The organism is Streptomyces sp. NPDC005799 (genome assembly GCF_040630525.1).
GTDB lineage: Bacteria > Actinomycetota > Actinomycetes > Streptomycetales > Streptomycetaceae > Streptomyces > Streptomyces griseorubiginosus_B.
The window spans coordinates 111125-123479 of the sequence record NZ_JBEXXQ010000011.1 but is presented as its reverse complement, the minus strand read 5'-3'; the positions used below and the strand labels follow the sequence as shown (position 1 = coordinate 123479).

The following is a 12355-nucleotide window of genomic DNA, read 5'->3' as shown; positions in this document are numbered from 1 at the left end:
GAGCTGGAGCGATCGCCCCGGAAGCCGGTTTGACTTGTCTTTCCAGGACGCGTTCTGGACGCAGGTTGGACGCAAGGATCGGAAAAGACCGACAAGGGCAGGGAAGGACTGAGGTGCCAAACTGCTCCTGACCTGGGAAAGCGGCCAAGATGAGCAATGATCGACAAGGGTCGCCAAGATCCTCAAAGGACTCATAATCCGTCGGCCGTGGGTTCGAGTCCCACCCGCCCCACCATGCATGCCTGTGACCTGCGGAAACGTCTCATCGGGCGTGCGGATCAAGGGCTTTGGTGCAACGAGGCGGAATCGGCTGCTCGTGACTTCAACTCCGAGGTTGTGGGCGTTAGTTCGAATCGCTCTGACCTGCTCTGATGCGATGGCCCAGGCGTTGGACACCCCTCGGTAGCCGACGTTTTCGAGGGGCTGGACGCCCGATTCTGGACGTTGGCTGGACGCGAGGAATCGCAAGTGCCGTCTGGTGATCTTCGAGTTGGCCCTCTGTTCTGGGCGGCGTGTGGGTGCGGTGGTCCGTCCGAGGGTGCGGTGGCCGAGGTGATTGCTGGGATAACGGCCCGTACTGGAAACGGCCCAGCGCGTCCTTGCGTGACCGCCGTCAGGTAGAGGTCGGGGCCGCCGCGGGCGTGGGGAAGGGGCGTCCAGTCGGCGAGGGGTGAGGTCTCGGCGAGGCCGGCGGCGCCGTCGGCGAGGCCGACGATCACCGACAGGGTGTGGCCGAGGATGTCGTGCATCTCGCGGGCGACCCGGGCGCGCTCGTCGGCCACCGCGAGGCGGGCCCGCTGATCACGCTCTGTCTCCAGGCGGACGGCCCGGTCCTCCAGAGCGGCGATGTAAGCGCGTGCGACCCGGCCGGCCAGCCCCAGTCCGACCGCCGCGATGGTGCTTACGACCAGTACGGTCACCATGGCCGGGACCTTGGTGAAATACGACGTCGGCCCGTACGACGAGAAGACCAGGCCGGTCACGACCGCCTCGGGAAGGCTGACCGCGAGGGTGACGGTCAGTTGGACCGGGGTCCCGAGACGGGCCACGTTGTACAGGGCTACCAGACGGCTGACGTTGGAGCCCGCCATGACACCGGTGGCGATGTCCGCCACGGACACGGCCGCGATGACGGCGAAGACCGGCATGGGACGGCGCTCGCGCCACAGCAGTGGGACGGTCAGCCCGATCACCAGCGCCGCCACCGTGGGGACGCCGGGCCCGGAACCGTCGACGGCCTTCGCCAGGGCGGGGATCCCGAACATGACCTGGAGGACGGGCAGTCCCCAGTGCCTGACCCGCGGGTGGGCCTGGTCGGCCCGGTTCACCCGGACGAACCAGGACAGCAGCCGGACGATCATGCGGTGCTCGGAGTCGCCCAGCAGGGTTTCGGGCTCGCCGACCCGTTCCACTGTCGGCGGTGAGGTCACTGCGTACACCTCCGTGGTGCGGGAGGACCGCCCGCTGGTCCCCGGGGGAAGTGGGACCGGCGGGCGGGGTATGGGTGTGGGCCGGGGTGCGATCCGGCCCGGGCCCGGCTGCCCAGGGCCGGTCAGGGGGTTGCCTGCCTGGCCCTGGACCGGATCGTACGGCCGTCCGGTCAGCTCCGGCCGGGTGACGTGGGTGTCAGCGACTCGTGCCGCCCGTCGGACTCCAGGTCGGCGTCCTGCTGCTCGGCGAGGGCGTGCCGGAGCTTCTCGCCCTCGACGTCCACGTTGGGCAGGAAGCGGTCGAGCCACTTCGGCAGGGCCCAGGCACGGCGGCCGAGCAGCGTCATCACGGCGGGCACCAGGGTCATCCGGACGACGAAGGCGTCGAACAGGACGGCGGAGGCGAGGCCCAGGCCGATCGACTTGACCAGCAGCACGTCGTCCAGGAGGAAGCCGCCGAAGACGGAGATCATGATGATCGCCGCGGCCGTGACCACCCGGGCGCTGTGCCGGAAGCCCGCGACGACCGCCTCGGTGGGCTCGGCCCCGTGCACGTGCGCCTCCCGCATCCGGGTGACGAGGAAGACCTCGTAGTCCATGGCCAGCCCGAACACCACACCGACCAGGAAGATCGGCAGGATGCTCGTGATCGGCGCGCTCTGGTCGACGCCGAGGGCGCCCGCGAGCCAGCCCCACTGGAAGACCGCGACCACGACACCGAGGGTGGCGCACAGGCTGAGCAGGAAACCGACAACGGCCTTGAGCGGGACGAGCAGTGAGCGGAAGACCAGCAGCAGAAGCACCAGGGCGAGACCCACGACCACCGCGAGGTAGGGCACCAGGGCGTGGGAGAGCTTGGCGGCGACGTCGATGTTCAGCGCGGTGTGCGAGCGTCTGAACGTCGAATCCTGGACGCTGGCTGGATACGAGGATCCGGAAGTGCTGCCCGGTGGCCTTGGGTGCCGGTGGATGATCTGCGCGGAAACGGCCCAGTCCGCCTCGATGTGACCGCCGGGCGGCCGGTCGGTGAGAAGCTCGGTGCCCCGGTCGGCGCCGCGCGAGTTCTACTGCCTGAGGTCGATCGTGCGGACCGGCTGCCCCGTCGTGCGGGCGATGGTTTCGAAGTCGCGGTCGTAGTGGAGCAGGGTGAGTCCCGCTTCTTCCGCGGCGGCCGCCACAAGGAGGTCGACGGGACCCGCGCTGCGGTGTTCTCCCTTGGCCGTCAATTGGTCCTGGATGATGCGGGAGCGGCGGTAGACGCCGTCGGGCATGGGGCACCAGGTGTAGGCGGCGTCGAGTGCGGCTTTCAAGCGGGCTCGGTCCGTGGAGGAACGGGCCGAGTAGAGGACTTCCAGTTCGGTGAGGTCGCAGATCGCGACGAGGCCGGCGGCGATCCTGTCGTCCCATTCGGTGGTGTTCTGGCGGAGCAGGACGCGGGCGAGGGCGGAGATGTCGATGAGGTAGTCGGCGACGGTCACTCTTCCGCTCCGGCGCCGCGGCCCTCGGTCGCCGTCGCGCCCGCGCTCGTGGGGCGGTACGCGCGCTTGTCCATCAGCAGGTCGATGTCCAAAGCTCCCTCGGCCACCAGCTCCCGGGCCTCGTCGAGTGCGCGCAGGCGCCGGTAGCGGGCCGTGACTTCCCGCAGCGCGGTGTTGATGGTGTCGCGCTTGGTGGAGGTGCCGAGCTCTCTGGCTGCTGCTTCCAGTGCATCGTCGTCGAGATCGATGACCGTACGGCTCATGGTGTCCTCCTCCATGCGAATGTATCAGGACGAGTGTATCAAGATACAAGATCTTTTGTATCTTCTCTCTGGTTGCGGTCGCGGAGCTGTGCGGGCCAGGGCCTGGCCGATCGGTGGGGAGTGGACACCGGACAGGCCTTGGCGGATTGAGGGGGTGCTCCATATGGAGGCCGCTGTTTCTTGAGCCAGACCGCGTGGTCGGGTTCGCAATCCGTCTTCGACGGGACCACTGGCCAGCAGGATCGCGGTGTGGCCGGGCAGCTGGAATGGCTCGGTCGAGAGGTTGACGACACACGTGAGGCCGAAGGTTGCGATGGAAGGCGAGGACGTCTGGCGGGGGTCGAGCCAGGTCATGCGGCCGTCGCCGAGGGCGGGGTGGTTGCGTCGGATGCGCAGGGCCGTGCGGTACACCTCCCGCATCGACGTCTCGTCGCCGGCGTGACTCGCGCAGCGTGGTACTCAGCGCGGCGACCTGGTGGCGGAGGCCGGCCCACGAGGTCTCGACCGGTGTGCCGTCCTCGGTGAGGCTGACCAGTGCCGGGCGGGCCGAGCGATGTGTCGAGGGATGTCCGAGGCATCGCTCGGCGAAGTTGATCCGGGCTCCGGTGAACCATTGGGCTCCGGGCATGACCGGGCCGGCCAGTACCTCGTCGTAGGGGGTGACCTCATCGAGGCCGTAGTACTGCCAGACGGCGGACCAGAACGCGGGCAGGTCCGTCGTGCTCCATCGCCACAGGTCGGCGTAGTCGGCGAACGACAGGCCGCGCGTGTTCCCGAGCCATCGGATGAAGGCGGAGATGTTGGAGCCGGCGGCGGTTTCAGGATCCGGGCTCCACAGCAGGTCGGTGTTGGTGTCGGGTTTCTGCGTCGTCGCCTTTCCAACTCCAGGCGCCCGGACGCGCTGCGTCGGGGCAGAAACGGAACGGGCCGGCGGGGGAGGGGAGAGCGCCCCGTCGGCCCGGGTCCTACAGCGTCACGGGCAGGTCGCGGCCGAGCCATTCGGTGTAGAACGTCTCCAGGTCGGGTGTGAAGTCGACCTCCACCGGAAAGGTCGGCGGCACGCAGTCGACGTCCAGGAGTGTGCCGCTCACAGGGCACAGGAACTCGCGGATCTCGACGAGCTCGGGATCGATGGTGAGGTGTTCCTCGGGGTAGATCTCCAGGAAGTCCTCGCGGGTGCGCCGGACGATCACCCGGCAGTTCATCTTCCAGTTCCCGTTCCAGGGGCCGAGCTCGGCGCCGGCCTTCGTCTTGACGATGGCCCTGCCGTCTTTGGCGACGATGAACAGGTTCTCCCCGAGCGGGAGCAGGATCTGCTCGTCCCAGTCGACGAGTTGCTGCAGCGCGACGAGCGTTTCGGCGAAGCGGGACTCGTCCTTCGGGGCCCGCATGAGCCCGAGCAGTTCCTCCCAGGACAGCTTGCGCTGCACCAGGGCGGTCGTCGTCTCCTGGCCGGAGACGGGGGAGCGGTCGTCGGCGATGGTCATGGTGCTGCCCTCTTTCCGGAGGTGTCAGGAGGCGGTCGCGTCGGGCCGCGGGCGGCTGGACGAGCTCGGGTAGAAGAAGCCGACGGGGGCCGGGGCGGAGAAGTTCGGCTCGCCGGTCTCGGTGTAGGGGAATTGATCGAGCTGCCAGAAGGCCTTGTACTGGGTGACGAGGGCGTCGGACAGTTTCGCCGAGCGGGCGAAGGCGTGGTGCACCATGTCGGAGACCTCGCCCGCGGCGGCGCGGTCGTGTTCGGCCGCCCACCACTCGGAGGCGGGGACGGACTCGGCCAGCCGGGCCTGCCGCCGCCGCTCGCGTTCGGCTTCCGTGTCCGTGTCGGAGCCGGTGTAGCCGTAGGCGGCACGCGCGCCCTGAGTGGTCATCAGCCCGTTGGCGAGGTCCCTCTCGATGGCGGGAGCCTCGCGTTCCAGCGGGTCGCCGTAGCCCGCGCCGCCGTAGTACAGCACGCCGAACAGGTCGCCTTCCCGCAGGTTCGGTGACCACTGGTTGTCCGGACCGCAATACCAGTCCTCGGCGGTGATCGTGCCGTCCAGCAGCATGCGCTCGGCCTCCTCGAGACTGGAGGGCAGCTTTTCGCCGCGGGCGACGAGGTCGGGGATGTTGGTTCCGGTGGCCCACAGGCACTTCCAGCCCGCCGGCGGGTAGCCGCCGAAGAGTCCCTTGTGGAACACCCCGCCGTTCATGCATCCGGATCCGGACAGGGTCACGTTGACCACGTCGGAGCCCTTGACCATCCACAGCGACTGCCAGCCGGATCCGCCGCGGAACCGGCCGTAGCCCTGGTGGTCGGGGATGAAGCTGCGGCCGAGGTAGACGTTGGGACCGGTCAGCTCCCAGACCTCGGCATCGCCCTGGATGCCTTCCGAGTTCCAGATCGGACTGCCGCAGTCCATGCCGTCGGCGACACCGCGGGCGCCGAAGCTCTCGCCCGCCATCTCGAAGTTGTTGTAGCCGGTCGGCCCGCCGAACTGGTCGAAACCGGTGACCCCCACCATGCAGGTCGGGGTCGACATCAGGATCTCCTCGGTGAATCCCCTGGCGTACCAGCTGATTCCCATCAGCCGCCAGACGTTGGCGAAGATCGGGATGAGGGTCCACCAGGCCAGTGAGGTGGCCACGCCCTGGTAGTTGGCGTTGACGATTGATCCCTCGGGCAGGTACTGCTTGACCGCCAGATACGCGCCGTCGTTGACCCGGCCGTCGTAGTTGAGCAGTTGGGTGAGGGTGATCCAGAATCCGCCGTTCATCGGGCCCGGGGCGCAGTTGAACGGGTGGAAGCTCCAGCCGGTCGAACCCTCGTAGTCGAGTTCGATGCGGCCCTCACCGGTGACCGTCATCTCCTGGCGCACCAGGTCGATGAAGTCGTTCTTGGCCAGCGGGTGCACGAACGGCACGTGGCTGCGCTTGTGCACCGGCATGGTCAGCCCGCGGTAGGTGCCCGGCACCATCGTCGTACGGACCCGCTTGAGGAACTCCCGGCGGCCTTCCTCGATCAGTTCCTTCGTGGCCTGCTGGTAGTAGTCCAGGCCGAACTCGTCGATGATCGCGGTGAGCGCGTCACGGACCATCAGGCAGCCCGACAGTTTGGCCTTGTCGTCGAGGATCCACCAGTTGGCGTTCCTGAGGCCCATGCGCAGCCGTAGCATGTAGTCGTGGCGGAAGTGGTCGTCCTCACCGACCTTCTCCGCGCTGATGTGCAGACCCTCGCCGTAACGGTCCGGGGTGAGCACCGACATGCCTGGTCCCTCGTAGGTGCCCGCCTCCAGTTCGTGGGCGACCGCTCCGACCCAGGCGATGAGCTCGTCGCCGTGGAAGACCGGGATGACCGTCATGACGTCAGGCGTGTGTACGCCGCCGGCCCACACCTCGTTGTTCTCGAAGATGTCCCCAGGCCGGATCTTCGGGTTGTCCTCGTACCCGTTCTTGATCATGAACTTGATGAACTCGGACAGGGTGTGGACGTGCACCATGATCCCGCTGGACAGGGCGATGGCGTCGCCCTCAGGGGTGTAGAGCCCGATCACGAACTCCTCGAAGTCCCGGACCGCGGGGGAGGAGGCGATGTACTTCATCGTCTCGCGCGTCGAGATGATGGTCGAGAGCAGCCGTGAGTGGAACGACTCGAACTGCAGCGGGTCGGCTTCGAGGTGGGTCAGCTCGGTCAGTCCCTGATAGTGACCGGTATCTTCGAAGAGCTGCTCGCTGCGTTGCAGCTGCTCGAGCAGCGTCGGCTTTTCCGTGGCCATGGTTCGTCTCCTCGGTGAAGTCAGGCCTGACCGGCGCGGTAGTGGATGAGGCGGCGGCTGTCGAACTCGACGTGATGGGTGGGCGGGACGAGCAGCGTGGTCGCCGGGTGCTCGATCACCGCGGGGCCGTCCACGACGTTGCCGGCCTGCAGCTCGTCCATCTCGTAGATCCGGAAGGTGATGTCCTCGCCCCTCCAGTGGCCCGGTCGGACTCCCTTGAGGGCCGACGAAGGCGGGGTCCTGCCGTGCAGGTCGAGCACCGGGATGGCCGGCTTGGGGGTCTCGAGGTCCGCGGAGAGAGCCAACTCCAGGATCTGGTAGCCGACTTCGGAGTACAGCGCCTGCTTCGGATAGATGCTGGTGTAGACCCGCTCGTAGCCGCGCATCAGCTCGTGCAGGTCGTCGATCGACTTCAGCCGCTCACCGTCCCAGGGGACCTCGAAGTCCGACAGCTGGTTGGTGAAGCGCACATAGGCGGAGCGGTTCAGCCTGGCCGCGCCGAAGTCCCAGCCGTGGACGGCGAAGTCCTGACGCGCGCGCTCCTCCAACGACGCCCAGGCCGTGTTGATCGCCTCGATCGCCGCGCCCTTGACCGCGCGGGCGGGAGCGTCGTCCCCGGGCGGGCAGGCAGCGATGGTCGCCTGGTGATAGCGGTAGCGCCGCGGTGCGCAGAGCACGCCGAACGCCGAGAAGACCGCGGCGAACGGGAAAGTGATGATCTCCTTGAAGTCCAGCCCGTCGACCACCCCCGACAGGCCCAACGGGCCACCACCGCCGTACATCAGCATCGAGTACTCCTCGGTGGTGTACCCGCGGCCACGGAGCATGTTCGACAGGAACTCCCGCATCGACTCGGTGACCAGCTGATGCGCCCGCTCGCAGAACTCCAGGACGCCGACCTTGAAATGCTTGGCCATGGGTTCCAGTGCCGCCTGCGCCGCGTCCTTGTCCAGAGGCACGTCGCCGCCGAGGAAATTGTTCGGGTCCAGATAGCCGAGCAGCAGGTGGCAGTCGGTGATCGTCGGGTTCGGCCAGTTCAGGCAGGCGCCGACATCGGAGCCCGCGCTCCGTGGCCCGATGGTGAGCTTCCCGGTCAGCGGGTGGATCCCGAGTTCCGAGCCCATTCCGGCGCCGATCGACTCGGTGTGGATCATCGGGATGTTGGTGCGGAAGCTCAGCAGGGTGGGTTCCCGGGTGATCGGGATGGTGCCGTCGCGGACGATGCCGACGTCGAAGCTGGTGCCGCCGATGTCGCAGCAGACCACGTTGTCCGAACCGAGGATCTCCCCGACGTAGTGTCCGCCCAGCACACCGCCGACTGGACCGGACACATAGGACTCGTACAGCCGGGGGGTGTCCACCGGCACGGTGCCGCCGTGTGCCAGCAGCGTGGAGACCTCCCGCTGGAAACCGTCCGAACGCGCCTTGCCCTCCACCGACTTGAAGTGTCTGCGTGCCCGCTCCCCGGCATAGGACTGCGCGACGACACTCGCCAGCCGCGTGTACTCCTTGTGGGTCGGCGCGATCGCCGAGGACAGCACCACCGAGACGCCGGGTGCCTCCTCGGCGATGATCTCCGCAGCGCGCTGCTCGTGCACGGGGTTCATGTGCGAGAACAGGAACATCACACCGATCGACTCGACCCCGGCGGCCGCCAGCTCCCGCGCGGCGACCCGTACGTCCTCCTCCCGCAGAGGCACGGTGACCTGGCCGAACAGGTCGATGCGTTCCTGCGCGCCACGCACCCGCCCCCGCGGGATCACCGGATCGTCGTGGTGATGGGTCACGGTGTGCAGCCGGTCGGCGTAGGGATACCCCAGCCAGCCGCCCTCGGCCTTCTCCATCAGCAGGTAGTCCTCGAAGCCCTGGGTCAACAGCAGCCCCACCGTCGACCCGGTCTTGCTGAGCAACGTGTTCAGCATGATCGTGCCGGCGTAGACAATGACCTCACTGTGCGGCATCACCTCGGACAGGTCCCTGCCGTCGCTCTTCGCGGCATCGGCGATCGACCCGATGAAGCTGACCGATTCGTCCTGTTTGTTGGTCAGGTACTTGCCGACCAGGAACCGGCCGTCCTCGCTGACGATGACCGCGTCCGTCATCGTGCCGCCCGCATCCAGGGCGACCCAGTTGCTCTCGCCTGAGCCGGGTGATTGGTCTTGAGCTGTCACGGGTGCATCTCCGATCGAACGGAAGCTGCGGCGCCGTACGAGGCCACGTGATGGCCCAGTGCCGTACGAGCGCCCACCTGATGGCCGAGAACGGTGCACCGGAACCCGTCGAAAGGGCTTGAACAGGAATGCCCCCCTGTTGAAAGAACGCGCACGGCCCGCGAGGACATGGAAGGACTCGCACGTCCTGGAGGTACGGGGCGTCTCGACGCGTTGAAGAATCCGCTGAGCGGATTGAACAGGCGGGCGCGACAATCACCCTGAGCTGTCGCATACCGCCCGCAGGCGCTAGCGTCGAAACGCGATGAGTCCCCGCACACGCGCGGCGCGGCCCGTCGCCGAGCGTCAACGTCGACGTGGAGGACAGTCCGATGGCGCAACACTTGATCAGGCCGGAAGAGCTTCCGACCTGGGTGCCGGGGCGCCTCACCGTGCACAGTCCCGAACAGGGCTGGGACGGTATGTCGGTACGCGGATACCGCTACGCCGGCTCCGATGTCGAGGTCCCCCCGATGCGGGACTACATGATCGTCGCCTATCGTCGCGGAACCACGGCCATGCGACGTCGCCTCGATGGCCACTGGTCGACCGAACACCTGGGCCCCGGGGACGTCTCACTGCTCACCCGCGCCGCCGAATCCCACTGGGTCTGGCCGGAGGGAATCGAGGTCGTGCACGTCTACCTCACACAGGACGAACTCGCCGCGACCTGCCGTCAGATGTACGAACGCGACATAGAGGACATAGAGCTCCACGACGTACTCAGGGCCAGCGACCCGGCGATCCACCGCACGGCCATGCACATCGCCGCCGAAGCTGCGCACGGCGACGTGGGCAGTCCACTGCTGATCGAGTCCCTGTCCTGTCAACTGTCCGTGCACATCCTGCGGCGCCACGCCCAGGTGCAGTTCAGGGAGCACAGCCCCAACGACACGCTCACCACACGACAGATCGGCGCTGTTCAGGAATACATTCGCTCGCACATGCGCGACAACATCTCCCTCGACGACCTCGCCGACTGCATCGGACTGAGCCGCTACCACTTCGCGCGGCGGTTCCGGCGGACCACGGGGATCACTCCACACGAATTCGTCATCAGGCAGCGTGTCTCCCGGGCCCAGCTCATGCTCCAGCGGACCAGCAATCCACTGCGGGAGATCGCCACTCTGTGCGGCTTCTCCGACCAGAGCCATATGACACGCGTCTTCCAACAAAGGCTGGGCACCACGCCTGGCAGGTTCAGGGCCGAAAGCTGAGTCGGCGGGGAACCGCATTCGGAAAGGCGGTATTTCGCGTCGAGGTCGAGCGGATCTCCGCCGGCCCGCCCTGTGGTGGGAAGCGGCCCATGGGAACGCCCCGACATTCGGCGCGCTGCCCTCGCGGGCTCGGTCTGTGATCGATGGCCGCGCCCAATGTTGGTGATGTATCCTGAGTGCATACATCGTGGATGTTGGAGGTGTCCGATGTCCGTCACGCAGATTGATCTCGACGACGAGGCGCTGGCCGAGGCCATGCGGCTCATGGGCGTCACGACGAAGAAGGAGACCGTCAACACGGCCCTTCGGGACTACGTGGCGCGGATCAGGCGGCTTGAGGCTGCGGAGAAGCTGGCCGCGCGGGGTGCGCGTGGTGAGTTCGAGCAGGCCGCAGCGGCGCATGACGCGGAGAAGCGTGTGCGGCGCGAGGCCTTCGAGTGATCACGTATCTGGTGGACACCTCGGCTCTGTGGCACCTGTTTCGCACGCCAGGTGCGTTGCGTCCCTGGGAGGGACACATTGCCGCCGGGGTGTTCCACCTCTGCGAGCCGACGCGGACCGAATTTCTCTACTCGGCAACCAGCCCGTCCCATCGGGATGAGCTCGCAGAGGAACTGGACGCGCTCTGCTTGCTCTCTCCGGTTCCGAAGAACGCCTGGCGTTGGGTCGACACTGCCCAGTACAAACTGACCCAGCGGGGCCAGCACCGCGCGGCTGGAGCGATCGACCTGTTGGTGTGTGCGACAGCTGTCCACCATGGGCACACTGTCCTCCACGTGGACAATGACTTCGCGACGGTGGCCGAAGTGCTCAAGGAAGTTCAGCAGCGAGACGCACGAGTCTGACCACTGACCACCCTGCATGCCCGGGGCCGACTGTCGGCAGAGCAACCGCATGGGGCCCTCTTCGAGCGATTCCGGCGTGTGCGGGGCCGGCGTGCTGGACTGCGGTATGCACGACCCGGCCCGCGAGCTGTCCCCGCGTGCGGCGGGGATAGTGCCTCGCACATCATCACCCCGCCGGGAGCAAGAGCAGGCCAAAGAAACGTCGGGCCGAAGTCCCGCTGAGTTCCCGCCCGTGTGCGTGGTCTGGATCACAAGCTGTGGATTGAGTGGGGGTAGCTGTGGATATCCGTACCCCCACCTGACGAGCGACGCCCGGATGCGAGGATGAGGCGCCATGACAGCAGGGTGGTGTTCTCGCACAGTAAGGGCCGCGGTGTTCGCGGCCGTGTGTGTGCTGCTCGCCGCCCTGGGCCACATCCTGATGTCCGGTACCGGCGTGCCCGCCTGGGCGCTGACCGCCGGAGTGGTCGCGACCGGTGCCGTGGGCTGGTCCCTGGCGGGCCGGGAGCGTGGCCTGCCGTTGATCGTGGCGGTCGTGGTCGCCACCCAGACGTCGCTGCATGAGGCGTTCTCGCTCGCCCGGTCGACGACCGAGGCGTCCGGGGCCTCGGGATCCATGGGCATGAGCAACATGGGCCCGATGCACATGGGCGTGACGCATATGGGCCCGATACACATGGGCCCGATGCACATGGGCTCCATGGACATGACCCCCATGGATCACATGGGGCATGCGGCGGCCGGTACTTCGCCCACCGCGGGAATGTTCGCCGCCCACCTGCTGGCCGCGTTGCTGTGCGGGCTGTGGCTGGCGTACGGCGAGAAGGCCGCTTTCCGTATCCTGCGCGCCGTCGCCGGATGGCTGGCCGCACCACTGAGGCTGCTGCTCACTCTGCCGGACACCCCGGAGCGCCCCCGCCCGCACCTGGGGCGCCGCCGCTCGGACCGGGCGCCGCGTCTCCTCCTGCTCGTCCACACGCTCATCTCTCGGGGTCCGCCCGCGGGGACGGCTGTCGCTTGACGACAGCTGGATCCCGAGGCTGCCCGTGCGCACCTCGGAACACGGCCGTACGACCGCACCGGCGCCGTAGCGCCACCGCGCCGTAGGCCGTCTCCCCACTCACCGGACCGCCCGCGTGCCCTTGCGCGCGTCGGTGCGG

At 67.6% G+C, this 12355-nt stretch carries 11 protein-coding genes and 2 pseudogenes; 4 read left to right on the top strand and 9 right to left on the bottom strand.

The window, feature by feature from the left end; translation table 11 throughout:
- Positions 1–278 precede the first annotated feature (278 nt).
- The 9 genes and pseudogenes from ABZ453_RS13505 to ABZ453_RS13465 form a co-directional block, all read right to left on the bottom strand.
- The gene (locus ABZ453_RS13505; RefSeq protein ID WP_359014654.1) at positions 279–1430 is read right to left on the bottom strand and encodes a histidine kinase; all 1152 of its coding nucleotides are present in this window, start codon (positions 1428–1430) and stop codon (positions 279–281) included.
- Positions 1431–1600: 170 nt separating this feature from the next.
- Positions 1601–2314: pseudogene (locus ABZ453_RS13500) on the bottom strand (MMPL family transporter); the annotation flags it as partial.
- 180 nt (positions 2315–2494) lie between these two features.
- On the bottom strand, positions 2495–2908 hold the full coding sequence (locus ABZ453_RS13495) for a PIN domain nuclease (protein ID WP_359014652.1): 414 nt from the start codon (positions 2906–2908) through the stop codon (positions 2495–2497).
- Complete coding sequence (locus ABZ453_RS13490) at positions 2905–3171, bottom strand: type II toxin-antitoxin system VapB family antitoxin (RefSeq protein ID WP_359014651.1); 267 nt, start codon at positions 3169–3171, stop codon at positions 2905–2907. The genes ABZ453_RS13495 and ABZ453_RS13490 overlap by 4 nt, the downstream gene beginning before the upstream one ends.
- A 24-nt stretch (positions 3172–3195) precedes the next feature.
- Positions 3196–3525, bottom strand: a complete 330-nt coding sequence (locus tag ABZ453_RS13485) for a hypothetical protein (RefSeq protein WP_359014770.1) — start codon at positions 3523–3525, stop codon at positions 3196–3198.
- Positions 3526–3757: 232 nt separating this feature from the next.
- A pseudogene (locus ABZ453_RS13480) lies at positions 3758–3907 on the bottom strand (acetyl-coenzyme A synthetase N-terminal domain-containing protein); the annotation flags it as partial.
- Between the two features lie 229 nt (positions 3908–4136).
- On the bottom strand, positions 4137–4658 hold the full coding sequence (locus ABZ453_RS13475; RefSeq protein WP_359014649.1) for an acetone carboxylase subunit gamma: 522 nt from the start codon (positions 4656–4658) through the stop codon (positions 4137–4139).
- A gap of 24 nt (positions 4659–4682) precedes the next feature.
- Positions 4683–6923, bottom strand: coding sequence for a hydantoinase B/oxoprolinase family protein (locus tag ABZ453_RS13470; protein ID WP_359014647.1), 2241 nt, complete (start codon positions 6921–6923; stop codon positions 4683–4685).
- Between the two features lie 20 nt (positions 6924–6943).
- Positions 6944–9094, bottom strand: coding sequence for a hydantoinase/oxoprolinase family protein (locus tag ABZ453_RS13465; protein WP_359014645.1), 2151 nt, complete (start codon positions 9092–9094; stop codon positions 6944–6946).
- Positions 9095–9465: 371 nt separating this feature from the next.
- Here ABZ453_RS13465 and ABZ453_RS13460 point away from each other — a divergent pair, with 371 nt between their 5' ends.
- The 4 genes from ABZ453_RS13460 (at position 9466) to ABZ453_RS13445 (ending at position 12216) form a co-directional block, all read left to right on the top strand.
- Positions 9466–10350: an AraC family transcriptional regulator gene (locus ABZ453_RS13460; protein WP_359014643.1), complete on the top strand. Its 885-nt coding sequence runs from the start codon at positions 9466–9468 to the stop codon at positions 10348–10350.
- A 207-nt stretch (positions 10351–10557) separates the two neighbouring features.
- Positions 10558–10791, top strand: a complete 234-nt coding sequence (locus ABZ453_RS13455) for a type II toxin-antitoxin system VapB family antitoxin (protein ID WP_359014641.1) — start codon at positions 10558–10560, stop codon at positions 10789–10791.
- On the top strand, positions 10788–11195 hold the full coding sequence (locus ABZ453_RS13450; protein ID WP_359014639.1) for a PIN domain nuclease: 408 nt from the start codon (positions 10788–10790) through the stop codon (positions 11193–11195). Before ABZ453_RS13455 ends, ABZ453_RS13450 begins: the two co-directional genes overlap by 4 nt.
- Positions 11196–11529: 334 nt before the next feature.
- Positions 11530–12216 (top strand): hypothetical protein, encoded by a 687-nt coding sequence (locus tag ABZ453_RS13445; protein WP_359014637.1) that lies wholly within the window; start codon positions 11530–11532, stop codon positions 12214–12216.
- The last annotated feature ends 139 nt before the right edge of the window (positions 12217–12355 follow it).

Coding starts and splice junctions, on each gene's coding strand:
- ABZ453_RS13490 (WP_359014651.1), bottom strand. CDS start 3,171: ATGAGCCGTACGGTCATCGATCTCGACGACGATGCACTGGAAGCAGCA.
- ABZ453_RS13485 (WP_359014770.1), bottom strand. CDS start 3,525: ATGACCTGGCTCGACCCCCGCCAGACGTCCTCGCCTTCCATCGCAACC.
- ABZ453_RS13460 (WP_359014643.1), top strand. CDS start 9,466: ATGGCGCAACACTTGATCAGGCCGGAAGAGCTTCCGACCTGGGTGCCG.
- ABZ453_RS13475 (WP_359014649.1), bottom strand. CDS start 4,658: ATGACCATCGCCGACGACCGCTCCCCCGTCTCCGGCCAGGAGACGACG.
- ABZ453_RS13470 (WP_359014647.1), bottom strand. CDS start 6,923: ATGGCCACGGAAAAGCCGACGCTGCTCGAGCAGCTGCAACGCAGCGAG.
- ABZ453_RS13455 (WP_359014641.1), top strand. CDS start 10,558: ATGTCCGTCACGCAGATTGATCTCGACGACGAGGCGCTGGCCGAGGCC.
- ABZ453_RS13445 (WP_359014637.1), top strand. CDS start 11,530: ATGACAGCAGGGTGGTGTTCTCGCACAGTAAGGGCCGCGGTGTTCGCG.